The sequence below is a fragment of the Microbacterium sp. ARD31 genome (assembly GCF_031844425.1).
This window is the reverse complement of sequence record NZ_JAUZVE010000002.1, coordinates 716,382-734,304: the sequence shown is the minus strand read 5'-3', so window position 1 is coordinate 734,304 and position 17,923 is coordinate 716,382. Positions and strand designations below refer to the sequence as shown.

At 71.4% G+C, this 17,923-nt stretch carries 16 protein-coding genes and 2 pseudogenes; 11 read left to right on the top strand and 7 right to left on the bottom strand.

What is annotated here, in order from left to right; genetic code table 11:
• Window positions 1-32: 32 nt before the first annotated feature.
• From Q9S36_RS10230 to Q9S36_RS10195, 8 genes and pseudogenes are all read left to right on the top strand, one after another.
• On the top strand, window positions 33-2,291 hold the full coding sequence (locus Q9S36_RS10230; RefSeq protein WP_311285017.1) for a hypothetical protein: 2,259 nt from the start codon (window positions 33-35) through the stop codon (window positions 2,289-2,291).
• The gene (locus Q9S36_RS10225) at window positions 2,288-3,013 is read left to right on the top strand and encodes a hypothetical protein (protein ID WP_311285016.1); all 726 of its coding nucleotides are present in this window, start codon (window positions 2,288-2,290) and stop codon (window positions 3,011-3,013) included. Before Q9S36_RS10230 ends, Q9S36_RS10225 begins: the two co-directional genes overlap by 4 nt.
• A gap of 266 nt (window positions 3,014-3,279) precedes the next feature.
• Window positions 3,280-3,972, top strand: coding sequence for a hypothetical protein (locus Q9S36_RS10220; protein ID WP_396653740.1), 693 nt, complete (start codon window positions 3,280-3,282; stop codon window positions 3,970-3,972).
• A 12-nt stretch (window positions 3,973-3,984) separates the two neighbouring features.
• Window positions 3,985-4,230, top strand: a complete 246-nt coding sequence (locus Q9S36_RS10215) for a hypothetical protein (protein WP_311285015.1) — start codon at window positions 3,985-3,987, stop codon at window positions 4,228-4,230.
• Window positions 4,231-4,446: 216 nt separating this feature from the next.
• Window positions 4,447-5,385, top strand: a pseudogene (locus tag Q9S36_RS10210) (AMP-binding protein); the annotation flags it as partial.
• A gap of 204 nt (window positions 5,386-5,589) precedes the next feature.
• Window positions 5,590-5,994, top strand: a pseudogene (locus Q9S36_RS10205) (DUF899 family protein); the annotation flags it as partial.
• A 3-nt stretch (window positions 5,995-5,997) separates the two neighbouring features.
• On the top strand, window positions 5,998-6,546 hold the full coding sequence (locus Q9S36_RS10200) for a dihydrofolate reductase family protein (protein ID WP_311285014.1): 549 nt from the start codon (window positions 5,998-6,000) through the stop codon (window positions 6,544-6,546).
• Window positions 6,547-6,603: 57 nt separating this feature from the next.
• A complete protein-coding gene (locus Q9S36_RS10195; RefSeq protein ID WP_311285013.1) occupies window positions 6,604-7,413 on the top strand; it encodes a Cof-type HAD-IIB family hydrolase in 810 nt (269 codons plus the stop codon).
• A 26-nt stretch (window positions 7,414-7,439) separates the two neighbouring features.
• Here Q9S36_RS10195 and Q9S36_RS10190 read toward each other — a convergent pair whose 3' ends face one another.
• The 3 genes from Q9S36_RS10190 to Q9S36_RS10180 are packed head-to-tail and all read right to left on the bottom strand — an operon-like array spanning window position 7,440 to window position 12,466.
• Entirely contained in the window at window positions 7,440-9,560 is a 2,121-nt protein-coding gene (locus tag Q9S36_RS10190) for a heavy metal translocating P-type ATPase (protein WP_311285012.1), read from the bottom strand.
• 30 nt (window positions 9,561-9,590) lie between these two features.
• Window positions 9,591-11,309, bottom strand: coding sequence for an amidase (locus Q9S36_RS10185; protein ID WP_311285011.1), 1,719 nt, complete (start codon window positions 11,307-11,309; stop codon window positions 9,591-9,593).
• Window positions 11,306-12,466, bottom strand: coding sequence for an agmatine deiminase family protein (locus Q9S36_RS10180; protein ID WP_311285010.1), 1,161 nt, complete (start codon window positions 12,464-12,466; stop codon window positions 11,306-11,308). The genes Q9S36_RS10185 and Q9S36_RS10180 overlap by 4 nt, the downstream gene beginning before the upstream one ends.
• 159 nt (window positions 12,467-12,625) lie before the next feature.
• On the opposite strand from Q9S36_RS10180, the gene Q9S36_RS10175 reads away from it, so the two are divergent.
• Together Q9S36_RS10175 and Q9S36_RS10170 are read left to right on the top strand one after the other, a co-directional pair.
• Complete coding sequence (locus tag Q9S36_RS10175; protein WP_251455450.1) at window positions 12,626-12,787, top strand: hypothetical protein; 162 nt, start codon at window positions 12,626-12,628, stop codon at window positions 12,785-12,787.
• Between the two features lie 58 nt (window positions 12,788-12,845).
• Complete coding sequence (locus Q9S36_RS10170) at window positions 12,846-13,676, top strand: aldo/keto reductase (RefSeq protein WP_311285009.1); 831 nt, start codon at window positions 12,846-12,848, stop codon at window positions 13,674-13,676.
• A 42-nt stretch (window positions 13,677-13,718) separates the two neighbouring features.
• Here the strand turns inward: Q9S36_RS10170 and Q9S36_RS10165 are convergent, their stop codons facing one another.
• Together Q9S36_RS10165 and Q9S36_RS10160 are read right to left on the bottom strand one after the other, a co-directional pair.
• Window positions 13,719-14,492, bottom strand: a complete 774-nt coding sequence (locus Q9S36_RS10165; protein WP_311285008.1) for a siderophore-interacting protein — start codon at window positions 14,490-14,492, stop codon at window positions 13,719-13,721.
• Window positions 14,492-14,716, bottom strand: coding sequence for a hypothetical protein (locus Q9S36_RS10160; RefSeq protein ID WP_251455455.1), 225 nt, complete (start codon window positions 14,714-14,716; stop codon window positions 14,492-14,494). The genes Q9S36_RS10165 and Q9S36_RS10160 overlap by 1 nt, the downstream gene beginning before the upstream one ends.
• A 71-nt stretch (window positions 14,717-14,787) precedes the next feature.
• Between Q9S36_RS10160 and Q9S36_RS10155 the strand changes: the two genes are divergently transcribed.
• On the top strand, window positions 14,788-15,705 hold the full coding sequence (locus Q9S36_RS10155) for an aldo/keto reductase (RefSeq protein WP_311285007.1): 918 nt from the start codon (window positions 14,788-14,790) through the stop codon (window positions 15,703-15,705).
• A gap of 44 nt (window positions 15,706-15,749) precedes the next feature.
• Here the strand turns inward: Q9S36_RS10155 and Q9S36_RS10150 are convergent, their stop codons facing one another.
• Both Q9S36_RS10150 and Q9S36_RS10145 read right to left on the bottom strand, forming a co-directional pair.
• A complete protein-coding gene (locus tag Q9S36_RS10150) occupies window positions 15,750-16,703 on the bottom strand; it encodes a DNA-3-methyladenine glycosylase 2 family protein (RefSeq protein ID WP_311285081.1) in 954 nt (317 codons plus the stop codon).
• 101 nt (window positions 16,704-16,804) lie between these two features.
• Window positions 16,805-17,575, bottom strand: coding sequence for a winged helix-turn-helix domain-containing protein (locus Q9S36_RS10145; protein WP_311285006.1), 771 nt, complete (start codon window positions 17,573-17,575; stop codon window positions 16,805-16,807).
• Window positions 17,576-17,923 lie beyond the last annotated feature (348 nt).

Genomic DNA, 17,923 nt, shown 5'->3' with positions numbered 1-17,923 from the left:
CTATGGGGGAGTCCGACGAAGGGGAAATCACCATGGGTTGCAACCAGGACGCCGGCGACGCCGGCGACGTGCTCGAATTCGATCAGGACGGCGAAGTCCTCATCCCGTTCGAGCCTTATCGGCCGGGCCGGTTCACCTCGCTCACCCGGCCGTGCGCGCTGAGCGCGCTCGACGGGTCGTGGCTGATCGAGGTCGAGCGGCGCACGATCATCCAGCCGCTCGTGCGCGGGCCGATGCGCATCGAGGTCGGTGCATCGTCGCTGCGGGTCTCGGGCGACATCTACAGTCAGCGCATCTTCGGGCCCATCGAGCCCGAGCTCGTGCGGCCGCCGTTCGAGCCGTTCCCGCCCCTCCCGCCGCTGCAGCCGCGCATTCCGGGCCTGGGCGACGAGGGCGAAGGCGCGGATGCCGCGAATGAGGCCGATGAGGACTTCGGCGTGCTGTCCCCGATACCGCTGCCGTGGTACCCGAGCTTCCCCCAGGGCCAGTACTCCTGGTACTTCCGCTCGAACGGGGCGACGTACGCCGACGGGGTGCTGACGGTGCAGATCGTCCGGCACCTCTGGAACAGGTCCACGCAGGAGTTCACCACGACCGACACCGGCACGCTCACCTTGACGTGCCGGCGCAGTCTCATCACCGCGCGGCATGCGCCGCAGGTGATGACGGGGACGCTGCGCATCGGCGGCACGACCTCGCAGGTGAAGGCGACCAAGACCTCGTCGATGTACCGGGGGTGCCGCATCGAGGTCGATGCGATGGTCAACCGCAACTTCCCGGCATCCGCTGTCGCGGGCTCGGGGGCGACGGTGACGCTGCGGTCGGTCTACGCCACCGCGGGGTGGGACGTCTCGGTCGTGCAGGACCAGGTCAACGTCCCGAGCGACGCCTCGCTCACCAACGCCGAGCTGCAGACCCTCCTCTCCAGCCACCGGCAGGCGGTCAGCGGCGAGCAGTGGCGATTGTGGCTGCTGGTCGGGTCGGCGCAGGGCGGGCTGTTCGGGATCATGTTCGACGACGACACCGTCCCGCGCGAGGGTGCCGTGGGCTTCGCCGACGCGACGCTGGGCAACCAGACGTTCATCGAGGCGGGCGCGCGGAACCAGCCGCTGAACAACGTGCCGGCGGCGTTCCTGCGCACCCTCATCCACGAAGCCGGTCACGCGTTCAACCTCTTCCACCCGAAGCACGACGTGCATCTGCCGGGCATCGGAACCGAGATCATGAACCAGACCGGCGACGTCATGGGATTCGCCTCGTCGTCCAACACGTACCCTGGCAACGCGACCTTCGCGTTCTCGGAGCACGACCGGCTCTCGCTCATCCACTCGCCGGACCCGCAGGTGCGGCCGGGCTGGAAGAACTTCGGCTGGGGCCACGGCAGTCTGTCGTCGGGGCTCCCGACGCCCGTCGACGTCTCGGGATTCAGCGGCGACAGCCTCGACACCGGACTGCGGCTGCAGCTCGTCGTCGCCCCGCAGGCGTTCGTGGGGGAGTACGTCACGGCCGAGGTCATCGTCACCAACACCGGCGACGCACCACGGCAGGTCACGAGCCTGCTCACCCTCGCCGAGGGCGACCTGGTGTTCGAGCGCACGCGGCCGGACGGGTCGGTCGACCACGTGCTCGACATCGTCATCGGCTGCGGTCCTCGTCCGATGGTGACCTTGCAGCCCGGGGAGTCGGTGAGCAACCATGTGCAGGTGTTCTTCACGAACCAGGGTGTGACCTTCACCGAGCCGGGGCGGCACACCATCGCCGCGATCCTGGCCGCCGACGCGCTGACGACGCTGACATCGGACCCGGCGACGATCGATGTGCGCACGCCCGCGAGCGACACGGAGGTCGCCATCAGCGCCCAGACGCTCGACCACGGCGTCGGACGCGCCATGGCGCTCGGCGACTTCGGCGCCGACGTGCACGCCAGGAAGGTGCTCACGGCCCTCGCCGAGGAGCACGCCGACACCGACACCGGCGCAGCCGGCGCGCTCGTGATGGCCAATGCGCTGTCGCGGGAGTTCGCCGACATCGCCGGCGACACGGTCCGCGCGGTGGCCACGGACGAGGCGCAGCACTTCCTCGATCTCGCCCTGCAGGGCCGGTCGGCCAAGCGCGCCGCCGAACTCGCCGTCACGGTCGCCAGCCCGACGGAGAAGGACGCGCCCGTGGTCGCCGACGTGGCCGAGCGCATCCGGAAGGACGCCAAGGGGGGAGCGCGATCGGCTTCCGGCCGGGCCGCCGCCGAGGCGGAGCGCATCGTGGCCGACTTCATCGATCCGCAGGCGCGATGAGCGACGCGACACGAGGCCCCGCCGGGCAGCTGACGCTTCGGCTGACGCTGCCCGGCGGGGCTGCGCCCGCGCTCGGGCACTGCCTGATCGGCGTGATCGAGCTCGAGGCGGTCGACGGTCCCGCCGAGGCGAACGCCCGGCTGAACCTCGTCGAATGCGACCTGTGGATCGACGTCGAGGGCCCGGCCGGACGGGCGCGCATCGGATGGCCGTGGCCGGTGGACTCCGGCGCCCGGCGAGTGACGCTCGCACCGGGCGAGCGCCTGGTCGCCGCCCTCCCGCTCTTCGCGACCGATTCGAGTGCGCCGGCCCTGCCCGTACCCGGGCGCTACCGGCTGATCGCGCAGTACCACTCAGGTCCGTCGGGCGTGCTCACCGGCGCCCCCGTCGCCGTGACCTGCGCGCCGGGGGATGCTGCGGCCTCCCGTGCTCTGGGGCACCGTGACGTGCTGCAGAGCCTGCTGTCGGCCGGGACGCTGGGGGCGGCATCCGAGGGCCTGGCCGTGCTGAGCCGCAGTGACGACGATGCGACCCGGACGCTGGCGCTCCTCGCGCTCGGGCAGCCGGCCGAAACGTCCGAGGGTGCGGTGCGCGCGCTCGCCGCGGTGCTGCCGCCGCACGCTTCGCCGGACGACCCGCGGCGTGCGGCTGCGCTCGCCGCGTCGGACGATCCGCAGCTGCGCGCGATGCTCACCGGCGAGGTGATCGCCGCCCGGGGCTGAGTGCCCTTCGTCTCGTCGCTGCACTCCTCGCTCAGGGTCCGGGCCGTCTCGTCGCTGAGACCCCGGCCGCTGAGCGAGCGCAGCGAGACGAAGCGCCCTCCCGCCGCGACACCCGCACCCCCTACGATGCAGGCATGGCAGAGACCTTTGCGATCGGCACTCTGGCCGACGGAGCGGGCGAGGCCCACCTGCTGGCGCCCAAGTTCAACCGCCACACCTTCTGGTGAGGGCAGAGCGGGTCGGGCAAGACCTACGCGCTCGGCGTCGTGCTCGAGCAGCTGCTGCTGCACACGCGACTGCCGATGGTCATCCTCGATCCCAACTCCGACTTCGTCCGCCTCGGGGAGACCCGCCCCGGGGCTGCTGCGGAGGCCGCGACCGCGCTCGCCGCCCGCGACATCCGGGTGCGCCGCTCGGGCCCGGGCAGTGCAGAGCCGCTCAAAGCGCGCTTCGTCCGGATGCCGGTGCGATCACGCGCCGCGATCTTGCAGATGGACCCCGTGATCGACGCAGAGGAGTTCAACGCCCTGCTGCGCTTGGAGCCCCTCCTGCAGGCGGGACTGCGGGGGCACCTGGTGGATTGGCTGCGGGAGCAGCCGAACCCCGCCGCGATGCGGATGGCGCAGCGACTGGAGAATCTCGGGGTCGCGGACTGGGACCTGTGGGCGTGGGGCGACCGGAGCATCACCGACGACATCGACGATCGGCCGGACGCCGTCGTCGCCGATCTCGGGGGGTTCGCCGAGCCCGGGGAATCGAGGGCGGCGGCCCTCGCCGTGCTCGACCACCTGTGGGAGCGGCGCGAGGAGCGGCTGGGCCGACTCATCGTCATCGACGAGGCGCACAATCTGTGCTCGCCCGACCCCCTGACCCCGGTGGACCGACTGCTCACCGAGCGCATCGTGCAGATCGCCGCCGAGGGGAGGAAATACGGGCTGTGGCTGCTGCTGTCGACGTAGCGACCGTCGAAGGTGCACCCCAACGCGCTGTCGCAGTGCGACAACCTCGCCCTCATGAAGATGAGCTCGCGACGCGACCTCGCCGAGCTCGCGTCGGTCTTCGGCTATGCCCCCGACGCGCTCGTCGACCGATCGCCGTCTTTCCGGCAGGGTCAGGCGCTGTTCGCCGGGGGCTTCGTCGACGCAGCCGAGATCGTCCAGATGGGCGAGCGGCTCACCCATGAGGGCGGGTCGGACGTGCGCGTGCCGATCCGGTGACGACCGTCTGAGCGTCGGAGCGAGACGCAGACAGCGGACAGCGGACAGAGTAAGGGCCGGTCGGAGAGGCTTCCGGCCGGCCCTTTTCCCTTGCACCAAGAGTGTCCTGCAATCACATGTCGGCAGCTGCCACAGCAAAACAACTACCGCTCTAGAACTGTATAACGGCGAGGTAACGACGACAAGGGTTTGCCGTTATCTTTTTGTGATTCTTTAGGCGACGAGGTCTTCTACGCGGTGCTGCCGATGTTCCACGCGTACGGGCTCACGCTGTGCCTGACGTTCGCGGTCTCGATCGGGGCGCGGGTCGTGCTGTTCCCCAAGTTCGACGTCGACATGGTGCTCACGGCCGCCCGCACCTCGCCACCCACGTTCCTGCCGGGCGTCCCGCCGATCTACGACGCCCTCGCCCGTGCCGCCACGACCCGCAAGGGAGTCGACCTCACCAGCATCCGCTTCGCCATCTCGGGGGCGATGAGCCTTCCCGTGGCCACCGTGGCCCGGTGGGAGGAGGTCACCGGCGGCCTGCTCGTCGAGGGGTACGGCATGACCGAGACCTCTCCGGTCGCCCTCGGCAACCCGATCGGTCCGTCGCGCCGTCCGGGCACTGTGGGTGTGCCCTTCCCGAGCACCGAGATCCGCGTCGTCGACCCCGACGAGCCGACCCGCGATGTGCCGGTGGGCGAGCCCGGCGAGCTGCTCATCCGCGGACCGCAGGTCTTCCAGGGGTACTGGCGCCGGCCGGACGAGACCGCCGCCGTCCTGCTCGCTGACGGGTGGCTGCGCACCGGCGACATCGTCACCGTGTCGGAGGACGGCTTCGTCACCGTCATCGACCGCGTGAAGGAGATCATCATCACGGGTGGTTTCAACGTGAGTCCGACCGAGGTCGAGCTGGTGCTGATGCAGCATCCGGACGTCGAGGCCGCCGCCGTGGTGGGCCTTCCCCGGTCATCCGGCGGCGAGGACGTCGTCGCGGCCGTCGTGATGCGTGAGGGTGCGCGCTTCGACGGCGGCGCCCTTCGCGAGTTCGCCCGTGCGCACGTCACCGCGTACAAGGTGCCCAAGCGCATCGTCGAGCTCGACGAGCTGCCCCGCTCGCAGATCGGCAAGGTGCTGCGCAAGACGGTCCGCGACCGCCTGCTCGAGGCCTGAGCGCGCGCGGGACGGCAGCCGAGGGGCATTGCCCGTGTCGGCGAGGGTGGGTACGGTTCCACACGGATGCCGCCTCTCACGCCGAGCGGTGCGGCCGACGCCCCGCGACGCCAGGAGGACGCCCATGACTGCCGAGACCACTGCTCTGCCCCCGGTCGTGAGCGCGGATGAGTGGCGGCGCGAGCTGGACGCGCTGCAGTTCACCGCACCGAGTTCCTCGAGCCCTACGACGCGCGATTCGTGATCGTGGCCAACGCGCCGCTCGACGAGGCGATGGCCTACCGCGAGAAGGTCGGCAACCGCATGGACTGGTATTCCGCGGCCGGGTCGACCTTCGGCCCCGACATGGATGCCGCCCCGGGCGAGGGGTTCGCCGTCAACGTCTTCCTGCGAGACGGCGACCGGGTGTTCCGCACGTGGCACACCAGCGGCCGGGGCACCGAGCAGCTCACCCACACGTTCGCGCTCATCGACCTGCTGCCCTGGGGCCGGCAGGAGGCGTGGCAAGACTCGCCCGAGGGGTGGCCGCAGCAGCCCACGTATGAGCGGTGGACGTCGTCGGAAGACATCGCCGCAGCCTACGGGGCCGGCTCGGGTCATCGGGACTGAGCCGTGGCGCACATCGTCTGCGGCATGCTCGTCTCGCTCGACGGGTACGTCGCCGACCTCGACGGCGTGATCACCCTTCCCGTCCCCGGGCCCGAGCTGCACCGCCACTTCAACGAGGTGCAGCGCCGCACCGCCATGAGCGTCTACGGGCGGCGCATGTGGGAGATGATGCGGTACTGGGGTGAGCCCGACCCCGGCCGGGATGCCGTGGGCGAGGAGTTCGCACAGCTGTGGGATGCGACACCCAAGGCCGTCGTCTCGCGCACCCTGCAGGAGGTGCCGAACGGCGTGCGCCTGATCGCCGACGACGCGGTGGACGCGGTGCGGGCGCTCAAGGCGGAGGTCGAGGGGGAGATCGACGTCTCCGGGCCCGATCTTGCGGCATCCCTCGGCGACGCCGGCTTGATCGACGAGTACCGTCTCTATGCGCAGCCGGTCGTGCTCGGCGAGGGGGTCCCGTACTTCGCCCGCGGCTTCCGCCCCTCGCTGCGGCTGCTCGGGAGCGAGCGGTTGCCCGAGGACGTGGTGCTCACCCGCTACGGCCCGGTGTGATGCCGAGCGGGCGGGCGCGCGCGCCGAGGTCCGTAGGCTGGACGGCGGAGGTTCCGCATGACATTTCCCGCCGCCGACCTGAGGCTCATCGCCGTGGACATGGACGGCACGCTCCTCGACGGTGACGGCAACGTGCCGGCCGCGCTGTGGCCGCTCCTCGACCGACTCGCCGCGCGCGGCATCCGATTCGCCCCGGCCAGCGGACGACAGCTCGCCACCCTCCAGCGCTCCTTCGCCGACCACCTCGACGACATGGTGTTCATCGCCGAGAACGGCGCACACGTGGTCAGCGGTGCCGGCGACGTCAGTTCGGACGCGCTCGAACCGCAGTTCGCGGCATCCGTCGTCGAACGCGTGCGCGCGCTCGCCGCAGGCGGATCGGACGTCGGCCTGGTGGTGTGCGGCAAGCAGTCGGCGTACATCGAGAGAGCGGATGCCGCATTCCGCGCCGAGGCCGACCGCTACTACGCGCGCCTCGACGTCGTCGAGGACCTGCTGGCCGTCGACGACCAGATCCTGAAGCTCGCCGTCTACGACTTCACGGATGCCGCGAGGACCGCCCCCGCCCTGGAGGACCTGCGGGCCACCCACCAGGTGGTGGTGTCGGGACACCACTGGATCGACGTGATGAACGCGGGTGTCAACAAGGGCGTGGCGCTCGAGCGGCTGCAGGCGGCCCTCGGCGTGACGCGCGCCCAGACCGCGGCGTTCGGGGACTATCTCAACGACCTCGAGCTGCTCGATGCGGCGGACCTGTCGTTCGCGATGGCGAACGCGCACCCCGACGTCCTCGCGCGGGCCCGCCACCGCGCCCCGTCGAACCTCGAGCACGGCGTCATCACGACGATCGAGCGGCTCCTGGGCTAGCCCAGGACCCCCCGGCTGTCTCGGGCTCAGCGGTCGATGACGGCCTCGGGCCTCAGATCGAGGCGGCGCAGCAGCTGAGCGTTCAGCGCGACCACGATCGTCGACAGCGACATCAGCAGGGCGCCGATCGACATCGGCATCACGAAGCCGATCGGCGCGAGGATGCCGGCCGCCAGGGGCACCGAGACGAGGTTGTATCCGGCCGCCCACCACAGGTTCTGCAGCATCTTGCGGTACGACGCGTGCGACAGCTCGATCACCGACAGCACCGCGCGCGGGTCCGAGCCGGCGAGGATCACGCCGGCCGAGCCGATCGCCACGTCCGTGCCCGCGCCGATCGCGAGTCCCACATCCGCCTGCGCGAGCGCTGGGGCGTCGTTCACGCCGTCGCCGACCATGGCGACCTTGCGACCCTCCGACTGCAGCTGCGCGACGTTGGCCGCCTTGTCCTCGGGGCGGACGCCCGCGAAGTAGCGGTCGATCCCGAGTTCCGCCGCGACCGAGGCGGCCACGGCGTCGGCGTCGCCCGTGATCATCACGACCTGCACGCCGCGTGCGTGGAGCGCGTCCACCGCCTGCCGTGACTCCGTGCGGATCTCGTCCGCCAGGCGCAGGGCGCCGGCGACATGCCCGTCGATGACCACGTGCAGGATGATCGCACCCTCGTCGCGCCACGTGCCCACGGCGGCGAGCTCGCTGCGGCCCTCATCCTCGAGCATCGCGGGTCCGCCCACCCGGACGACGCGGCCGCCGACGACGGCGCGCACGCCGACGGCCGGCGACGACGAGAACTCGCTCGCGGGCGACACCTCGACGCCGCGATCGCGTGCGGCTGCGACGATCGCGCGCGCCAGCGGGTGCTCCGAGTCCGCCTCGGCGGCCGCGGCGGCCGCGAGGACGTCGTCGGCGGTGAAGGCGTCCGCCGGCTCGATCGCGGTGACGGCGGGGGCGCCCTTGGTCAGCGTGCCGGTCTTGTCGAACAGCACGGTGTCGACGTGGCGCATGCTCTCGAGCGCGAGACGATCCTTCACGAGTACGCCCGCGCGAGCCGCGCGCTCGGTCGCGATCGACACCACCAGCGGGATCGCCAGACCCAGCGCGTGGGGGCAGGCGATGACCAGCACGGTGATGGTGCGCACCACCGCCTCATCCGGCATCCCGAGCGCCGTCCAGACGACGGCCGTCACGGCGGCGGCACCGAGGGCGAACCAGAACAGCCACGCCGCGGCTCTGTCGGCGAGGCGCTGCGCGCGTGACGACGACGCCTGCGCATCGCTGACCAGGCGTCGGATGCCGGCCAGCGCCGTGTCATCGCCGATGGCGGTCACGCGCACCCGAAGTCCGGAATCCGTCGCGATCGTGCCGGCCACGACAGGGTCGCCCTCGCCTCGCCGGACGGGGCGGGACTCGCCCGTGATCATGGACTCGTCGACGCTCGCCGAGCCCTGGGTCACCTCGCCGTCCGCGGGCACCCGCCCGCCGGGACGGACCACCACGAGGTCGCCGACGACGAGCTCGGACGGTGCGACGGTGACCACTGTCTCGCCGTCGAGACGCTCGGCCTCGTCGGGCAGGAGCGCGGCGAGGGAGTCGAGCGCCGAGGTGGTCTGCGCGAGCGAGCGCATCTCGAGCCAGTGGCCCAGCAGCATGATCACGATGAGGAGTGCGAGCTCCCACCAGAACTCGAGGGCGTGATCGAGGATGCCGAGACTGGCGCCCCACGAGGCGATGAACGCCACGGTGATGGCCAGTCCGATCAGGAGCATCATCCCCGGTGCGCGAGCCTTCAGCTCGGCGACGGCGCCGGTGAGGAAGGGGCTGCCGCCCCACACGTACATGACCGTGCCGAGCAGGGGAGGGATCCACGCGGTCGGAGCGGGAAGGGTGTACCCCAGCAGCATCCCGAACATGGGCGAGAACGCCACCACCGGCACCGCGAGGATGAGCATGATCCAGAACAGGCGCCGGAACCGGGCGACATGGTCGCCGTGCCCGGCGTGGCCACCGTGACCCGCGTGCTGTGCCGGATCGCCGTGTCCGGCGTGCTCGCCGTGCGGACTCTGCTCCGGGTGAGCGGGTGGGCCGTCCCCCACGGCGTTCGGGCGACGTGCCGGTGCGGGGGTCCCGTGGTCGTGGTGACTGTCCATGATGTGCACCAACATACCCCTATGGGGTATCTATTCCCAGGGGCGGCTCAGTTCCGGCGTCCGCGGCGGAGACGTGCGTCGCGGGCGAAGGGACTCGAAACCCGTCGCCCAGCGCAACAGGTCGCGGTCGGAGTACGCCGCGCCTGCGAAGGTCAGCCCCACCGGCATGCCGATGTCGTCCATCGTGCCCATCGGCACGGTGACCGTCGGGATCCCCAGGTGCCGGATGGCCAGGTTCCCGTTCGCGACCCAGACGCCGTTGCGCCAGGCGAGGTCGGCCGAGTGAGGATTCACGTCGGCGTCGGCCGGGCCGACGTCGGCCATGGCGGGGAAGACGACGGCATCGAGGCCGAGGGCGAGCATCCACTCTTCGAGGTCGAGGCGCCTCGTGGCCTCGAGGCCACGGAGCCCTTCGGCGAGCTCGGGGATCTCGGCGAGCGAGCCGTACGGATGCTTCTGCACGTGGGCGGGATAGGAGGCGATGTCGTCGTCGAAGCCGGTGTATCGGTCGGGCAGCGCCCCGGGTGGCGCCGGGAAGATCCGCTGGCCGTCCACCTGCTCGAGGCGGTTCAACGCGGGGTCGCCGTTGGCCCGCAGGAAGTCGTCCCAGGCCCACGCGGACAGGTCCTCGATCTCGTACCGCAGGAACTCGGGACGAACCAGCCCGCGCGTCGCGAGGGTCGGGGCTCCCGCGCGGTCGCCTTCGTAGTTGGACACCACGGGGAAGTCGACCTCGATCACCTCCGCGCCAGCCGCTTCGAGGTCGCGGCGCGCGGCCTCCCACAACGCCAGGACGGCAGGGCGGGGCGCGATGCGCTCCCCCAGCGGACCCCCCATCCCGGTACCGGTGCCCGCGTCGGGGTCGCTGCCGAGGAACATGCGCGGTACCCCGAATCTCCTTCCCGCCACCGACGCGGATGCCGCGGCGCCAAGTTCGGCGAAGTCCTCCGCTCGCAGGGTCGACGCCGCGGGCAGCGGCAGCCACGGCTGTGCCCGCCAGAAGTCGCCGCGGGTCTCGGGATCGTCCGCCACGAGCACGTCGAGAATCTCGAGCATGTCGGCCATCGTGCGGGTGTGGGGGACGACGACGTCCATGGTGGGCACGAGGGGCCAGTTTCCGCGGACCGAGATCACACCGCGGGAGGGCGTGTAGGCGCAGAGAGCGTTGCACGAGGCCGGGGCGCGCCCGCTCGACCACGTCTCTTCGCCGAGACCGAAGGCGGCGAACGATGCGGCTGTCGCGGTACCCGACCCGTTGGACGATCCCGAGGCGAAGGCGGACGTGAGGTAGTCGGCGTTGTACGGGCTCTCGGCGCGTCCGTAGAGTCCCCGCTGCATGCCGCCGTTGGCCATCGGCGGCATGTTGGTGAGTCCGAGCAGGATGCAGCCGGCCGCCCGCAGCCGCTCGATCGAGAACGCGTCACGCTGCGCGACCAGGTCGGCGAACGCGGGGGAGCCCGCCGCGACCGTGAGACCGCGGACCATGAAGCTGTCCTTGGCGGTGTACGGGATGCCGTCCAGAGGTCCGAGTGCGAGGCCCGCGGCCCGTCGCGCGTCCGAGGCCGCCGCCTCGGAACGGGCGTCGGCGTTGCGGACGACCACCGAGTTCAACGCGGTCGGGCTGCCCGGCTCGTCGTAGGCGGTCAGACGGGCGAGGTAGGAGTCGACCAGTTCGACCGCGGTGGTGCGCCCGTCCTCGAGCGCGGCGCGCAGGTCGGCGATGGACGCCTCGACGACGCGGATGGTCATCGCGCTTCGTCTCGCTGCGCTCGCTCAGCGACCGGGGGGATGCCTGCGCGTTCGGCGACCGGGGGGATGCCGGCGCGTTCGGCGACCGGGGGGATGCCTGCGCGTTCGGCGACCGGGGGGATGCCGGCGCGCGAGGCGGAGGTGCGGGGCTGCTGCTGGGTGATGCAGTGGATGCCCCCGCCGCGCGCGAGGATCGGGCGGGCGTCGATCGTCACGACGTCTCGGCCGTACGCCTCGCGCAGGATGTCCGCAGCCCGTGCGTCCGCTGCGGGCTCGCCGTAGCCGCACGCGATGACCCCGCCGTTGACGACCACGTGGTTGACGTAGCTGTAGTCGACGAAGCCGTCCTCGTCGCGCAGCGTCTCGGGGGCGGGCAGTTCGATCACCTCGAGGCTGCGGCCCGCGGCATCCGTCGCCTCCTGCAGCACCGCCCGCAGTTCGCGCGAGACCGCGTAGTCGGGGTGGGCGGGGTCGTCCTGCCAGTGGAGGAGGACCGTGCCGGGCCGGGCGAACGTCGCGACCATGTCGACGTGGCCGCGGGTGCCCCAGCCGGAGTAGTCGCGCGTGAGGCCCCGCGGCAGCCAGATGGGGTGGGAGGTGCCGAGCGTGCGGGCCAGTTCCCCCTCGACGCGCTCCTTCGTCGCGTACGGGTTGCGGCGCGGGTCGAGCTGGACGGTCTCGGTGACCAGCACGGTGCCTTCTCCGTCGACATGGATGCCGCCGCCCTCGTTGACGAGCATCGACGGCAGATGGACGGCGCCCGCCCGGGCGGCGACGAAGCGGGCGATACGGTCGTCGCGCTCCCACGTGGCCCAGGCGTTCGCGCCCCACCCGTTGAAGATCCAGTCCACCGCGCCGAGCCGACCCGACTCGTCCACGACGAAGGTCGGCCCGATGTCGCGCATCCAGAAGTCGTCGAGCGGCGCCTCGACGATCTCGACCTCGCTCGACAACCGCCGTCGCGCGTCGCCGACGGCGGACGGGTCGACCACCATCGTGACCGGCTCGAACGACACGGCGGCGTTGGCCACGGCGGCCCACGTGTCGCGCGCCTCGTCGGCCGACGAGGCGTCGTCGCCGAGAGTGTTGCCGACCCGGGGGAAGGCCATCCACAGTCGCTCGTGCGGAGCCCACTCGGCCGGCATCGTCCAGGTCATCCTCGCTCCTTCGTCGGGTGTTCTCATCCTGTCCGATCCGCCTCGCTAACGAAACGGCGGGCTCGGCGCAACCCCCTACGAAACCGCTCGGGACCGGACGTAGCGTCTCAACACCGGCGAAAGGAGCGCACCATGTCCATGAATCCTCCCCTTCTCCCCGTGCCTGACGGCGAAGACGGCCGCGAACCCGAGCGGGTCGGAGCCGACGACGTCGAGCGGCCGCTCGACCCCGACCTCGACGACGACCGTCTCGACAGCGCAGCCGCTGACGAGCAGGCGGCCGCTGAGGGCACGATGGACGGCGACGTCGAGAACGTCTGACAGGACCGAACGGGATGCCGCGGGGGGCGGCATCCCGTTCTTGCACGAGGATGGGCTCATGCTGAACATTCCCACGGTCACTCTGAACGACGGTGCCGCGTTCCCCGAAGTGGGACTCGGCACCTACAACCTGCGCGGCGAAGCCGGTGTGGAGGCGATGGTCGCGGCGGTGCAGTCCGGCTATCGCCTGCTCGACACGGCGGTCAACTACGAGAACGAGACCGAGGTCGGCGAGGCGATCCGTCGCAGCGGCGTCGACCGCGACGAACTGGTCATCACGTCGAAGATCCCCGGGCGCCAGCACGGACGCAAGGAGGCCGTGGACAGCATCCGCGGATCGCTCGATCGCATGCGGCTGGACCGCATCGATCTGCACCTCATCCACTGGCCCAACCCGAGCGTCGACCGCTACCTCGACACCTGGCGCGGAATGATCGACGCCCGCGAGGAGGGTCTGGTCCGCTCCATCGGGGTGTCGAACTTCACCGAGGCGATGCTCACCCGCCTGATCGACGAGACCGGCGTCACCCCTGCGGTCAATCAGGTCGAGCTGCACCCGTACTACCCGCAGTCGGCGCTGCGCGCCTTCCACGCCGAGCACGGCATCCGCACCGAGAGCTGGAGTCCGCTCGCGCGACGCGAGCTCATGCTCGAGAAGCTCATCGCCGAGCTCGCCGTGGTCTACGCCGTCACCCCCACCCAGATCGTCGTCCGGTGGCACGTGCAGCTGGGCAGCACTCCCATCCCCAAGTCCGCCGACGCGGACCGGCAGCGCGAGAACGCCGACGTGTTCGGCTTCACCCTCGCTGACGACCATGTCGAGGCGCTGTCACGGCTCGAGCGCGGTCGGCTGTGGGACGGCGACCCCGATACCCACGAGGAGATGTGACGGGCCGCTGCGCCTGCGCGATCATCGGGGCTCCGCGCCCGGTCAGTGCGGTGCGTGGTACTCCGTCTCACCGCGCTTCCAGTAGCCCTTCACGGTGACCCCGGCGGCGTCGAGGTTCCAGCGATCCAGGAGCAGCGCGCGCCCCGGTCGCACGATCGCCTGCTCGGCGGCGATGAAGCCCAACACGTCGCCCGCCGGGCGATCCGGGGTCCCGAGGGACTCGAGCCGCGCGGTCAGCGCCGACGCCGGCGCGCCCCCGCCGCGATGCACGTGCTCGACGGCCACCCCCGCCGGTGCGTCGATCGCCGGTTCATGGTCGGCGTCGGCGACTTCGATGACGATGCGCCCGACCGCTGCGTCGTCCATCGCGCGGACGTAGCGTCGTATCGCCGGCAGGGCGGTCTCATCCCCGGCGAGGAACCATGCGTCGGGTCGCCCCACCAGGACCTTCGACCCTCGGGGACCCCCGACTCCGGCGACGGACCCCAGCGGAGCCGTGGCCGCCCACGGGGCCGCGACGCCGTCGTCGCCGTGCACCGCGAACTCCAGCTCGAGCCAGTCGTCGCCCCACGCGAACGGCGTGTACTCGCGGTTCGGCGCGGCACGGAGCTCCTCCACCGACTCGGGGTCGCCGTCGGGGAAGAAGATGCGGATGTGGTCGTCTTCGCCGAGCGAGGTGAAGCCGCGAAGCTCGTCGCCGCGCAGGCGGACGCGCACGTACGAGGGGGTCAGCCAGACGCGCTCGGCGAGCGCCGCTCTGCGGAACCGCATCTCGATGCCCTGACGTTCGAAGGTGAAGGCGGGTGAGGTCGTCATCAGAGCTGTGCGCCGTCGTCGTCGCGGTCGTAGATGCCGACGTTGCGTCCGCGGGACGATTCGTACGCGATGAGCCACCCGATCGAGATCGCCGCGGCCAGAATGATCCCGAGCCACACGTTCCCCCAGATCAGTCCGAACAGGATGCCCGCCGCGAACAGCAGCACGGTGCCGCCCGCCCATCCGGAGTGTCCTCGCGTCCAGCCCTTCGCTCTCTCGCTCATGGCCCCACCCTACGGTTGCGCACCGTCGATAGGGTGGGTAAACGTCTTCCGGTCCTGCTCGAGAGGAAACCATGTCGATCGCCCTCAGCGCCCTCACCCTCGGCACATCCGGTCTGGGCCGCGGCACCGCGCCCGGGTCGCGCGAGGAGGCCGCCGCGGTCGCCACGGCCATCGCCCTCTTCGACAGCGGGCACGCCTTCCTCGACACGTCCAACAACTACGCCGGCGGACGCTCCGAAGCCGTGATCAGCCGGGCGATCGCCGAGCGCGGCGGAGATTCGGCGGACCGGGTCATCACGAAGGTCGACAGCGACGGCGAGACCGGAGTGTTCGACCGCGACCGCGTGCTGCGCTCGTATGAGGAGAGCCTGTCGCGACTGGGCGTCGACCGGGTCGCACTCCTGCACCTGCATGACCCGTTCACGATCTCGTTCGACGAGGCGGCGGCTCCCGGGGGAGCGATCGAAGAGATGCGGGAGCTCAAGGAGTCCGGCGCCGTGGATGCGATCGGCGTGGCCGCCGGACCCGTGCCGCTCATGCAGCGCTACGTCGACACCGGAGTCTTCGACGCCGTGCTGTGCCACAACCGCCTCACCCTCGTCGACCGCTCGGCGCAGTCGCTCTTCGAGAGCGCCCGGGCGCGCGGCATGACCGTCTTCAACGCCGCCCCGTACGGCGCCGGCCTGCTGGCTTCCGGCCCGAAGCCCGGTGCCTCCTACGGCTATCGTCCGGCCAGCGACGCGCTCCTCGAGTGGACCGCGGCAGCCGAGGCGCTGTGTCAGGAGCACGGCGTCTCGCTCGGCGACGCCGCGCTGCGCTTCTCGCTGCGATCGCCGCTCGTGGATTCCACCGTGGTGGGCGTCTCGTCGGCCGGGCGGCTCGCCGAACTCGACCGGCGGGTCGCCGTTCAGGTGCCTGCGGAGCTGTGGGCTGCGATCGACGCGCTCGGACCGGCGCCGTCGACGATCGACGACAGCGAATACGTCTGAGCGCGGTGACGCGCCCCGCCCCGCCGTCGTGGCGCGTCTGACCCTCACCTCGCGCGGTGGTCCTCCGGGTGGAGCCGGGGGCCCCGCCGGGGCTCGTGGACGCCGCTGGCCCCGATGAGTCGGATCACCCGCTGACGGTGGCCGGACCAGGGTGCGAGCAGTTCCAGCATCCCGTCGTCATCGGTGCGATGGCCCGTCAGCGCATAGCCGACCTCGTGCGCGACGTGGTAGTCCCCGACGCTGACGGCGTCGGGGTCGCCGAGGGCCTTGATGACGGTCTCGGCGACGGTCCACGGACCGACACCGCGCATGCTCAGCAGCACGCGGTCGCGCTGCTCGGCGTCCGTGGCGGTCTCGACGGCGCGCGCCACGGTATCGCCGCGACGGGCCGCCTCGACCACCGCGCGCGACTGCGGGGGCTCCAGACCGGCGCGGTGCCAGGCCCACGACGGCACCCGGCGCCACCCGTCGACCGAGGGCGGTGCGAACATGGGGCGCGGTGTCGGGCCCGGCGCGGGTTCGCCGTGCCACGTGACGATGCGACGCCATGCGCCGAAGGCCTGCATCCCGGTGACCTTCTGCTCGAAGATCGCCCCGGCGAGCGCATCGAACACCAGGTCGGTGCGGCTGAGCCGCAGCCCGGGATTGCGGTGATGGGCGTCGGCGACGAGGGGGTGAAGGGATGCATCGAACCCGCTGGGGTCGTCACGGGCTCCGCATAGTGCGGGCAGCTGATCGAGCGCCCACTCCGCCCCTGGTCCCCACGCCGCTGCCCTGACGACGCCGGGGGCCGTCTCGCGAAGGGCGAGGGTGGCCACTCCCGCAGGGGTGCGGCTGGCCCGCCAGATGACGGCTCCGTCGACGGCGAGGGTGGGGTCGCCGGCGCCGCGGCGCTGGAAGAGCACCGTGCGCCTGAGGTCGAGCGGCAGGCGCGGACGGTACTCCGTCTCGAGCGGCCTCGCCTGCTCCACCATCCGGCCGACGCGCTCCACGGGCATGCGCCGCGGACGTGCAGACGCGGTGCGCGGCGGAGTCATACGCACACCCTACGTCGCGCGTCCGACGCTCGGTGTCGCCGGTGCGTCGCAGGTGCTCGCGATCAGAAGCGGTCGGGCGAAGGGGTGCCGTGGCCGTAGCGGATGACGACGTCGGCGTGCCGATCGAAGCGGTAGCCCACCCCGCGAACGGTGCGCACGATGTCTTCGTAGCGGCCGAGCTTGGACCGCAGTCGTCGCACGTGCACATCGATGGTCCGCTCGCCGGGCGTCTCGTCGTCGGTGGATCCCTGCCACAGCGACGACACCAGCTCGGTGCGCTCGATCGTTCGCCCCTCGCGCAGCACGAGGTACTGCAGCAGCTCGAACTCCTTGAAGGTCAGCGCCGCCGACTCGCTGTCGATGAGCACCCGCTTGCGCGAGATGTCGACGATGACGCCGCGCGCGGCGCGCTCCTCTTCGGTCGGCTCGTCCTGCTTGCTGCGGGCGATGGCCGACGGCTCGTGCAGCGCCCGTCGCACGACGTCGACATCCCGGCCACCGGCGCCTGCGGGGGCGAGTGCGACGGTGGCGTACGTCTCGGCCTCGGGGGCCAGTTCGGCGAGGGTGCGACGCAGGGCGTCGACCAGGACGCCGAGCGAGACGCCTGCCGCGGCGGCCTTGGCCTCGTCGAGGCCGACGTACAGGGCGAAGCCGCGCGGCGCGGTCCCCGGGGGAAGGCTGTTGGCGGCCGGGGCCGGTGCCGGCTGGGCAGGGGCGGGCCGTTCGTGAGTCGCCGGGGCGGGCGCGGTCTCGGAGACGGCGCGGAGGGCGGGAGCGGGAGGGGTCACGGCGCGGAGGTGGGTGGGGCGCTCGAGCAGTGCGGTGTTCGACATGATGATGGTCCTTGGAGGAAGTGAACCCCGGCCACGCGTCGGGCCCGGAGAGGGTTCGAGAGGTGTTGCGGTCTGCCCCGGCGAGAGGGCGGGAGCGAAGCATCCGGTCGTGCGTGATCGACGCAGGACTCCGGCGCTTCGGGGGACTCGCTGTTCACGCGACGGGGCGGCATTCAGCCCGTGGGTGCAAGTCCGGCAGAGGTCACCGTGCTAGTGGCACATTCGACAACACAGAGCAACGCGGCCGGCCATCATCATGCCGGCAGTCCCGTTCGCCTCCCAGGCGGACAGAGAACGCGCGTTGTCAGTCATGACGCGATTATGACGGAGTGCGTCGCAATGCGTCAA

Excerpts from the sequence above, each read along its gene's own strand:
- Q9S36_RS10230 (WP_311285017.1), top strand. The coding sequence starts at position 33 with ATGGGTTGCAACCAGGACGCCGGCGACGCCGGCGACGTGCTCGAATTC.
- Q9S36_RS10225 (WP_311285016.1), top strand. The coding sequence starts at position 2,288 with ATGAGCGACGCGACACGAGGCCCCGCCGGGCAGCTGACGCTTCGGCTG.
- Q9S36_RS10195 (WP_311285013.1), top strand. The coding sequence starts at position 6,604 with ATGACATTTCCCGCCGCCGACCTGAGGCTCATCGCCGTGGACATGGAC.
- Q9S36_RS10190 (WP_311285012.1), bottom strand. The coding sequence starts at position 9,560 with ATGGACAGTCACCACGACCACGGGACCCCCGCACCGGCACGTCGCCCG.
- Q9S36_RS10185 (WP_311285011.1), bottom strand. The coding sequence starts at position 11,309 with ATGACCATCCGCGTCGTCGAGGCGTCCATCGCCGACCTGCGCGCCGCG.
- Q9S36_RS10180 (WP_311285010.1), bottom strand. The coding sequence starts at position 12,466 with ATGACCTGGACGATGCCGGCCGAGTGGGCTCCGCACGAGCGACTGTGG.
- Q9S36_RS10170 (WP_311285009.1), top strand. The coding sequence starts at position 12,846 with ATGCTGAACATTCCCACGGTCACTCTGAACGACGGTGCCGCGTTCCCC.
- Q9S36_RS10165 (WP_311285008.1), bottom strand. The coding sequence starts at position 14,492 with ATGACGACCTCACCCGCCTTCACCTTCGAACGTCAGGGCATCGAGATG.
- Q9S36_RS10160 (WP_251455455.1), bottom strand. The coding sequence starts at position 14,716 with ATGAGCGAGAGAGCGAAGGGCTGGACGCGAGGACACTCCGGATGGGCG.
- Q9S36_RS10155 (WP_311285007.1), top strand. The coding sequence starts at position 14,788 with ATGTCGATCGCCCTCAGCGCCCTCACCCTCGGCACATCCGGTCTGGGC.
- Q9S36_RS10150 (WP_311285081.1), bottom strand. The coding sequence starts at position 16,703 with ATGCCCGTGGAGCGCGTCGGCCGGATGGTGGAGCAGGCGAGGCCGCTC.
- Q9S36_RS10145 (WP_311285006.1), bottom strand. The coding sequence starts at position 17,575 with ATGTCGAACACCGCACTGCTCGAGCGCCCCACCCACCTCCGCGCCGTG.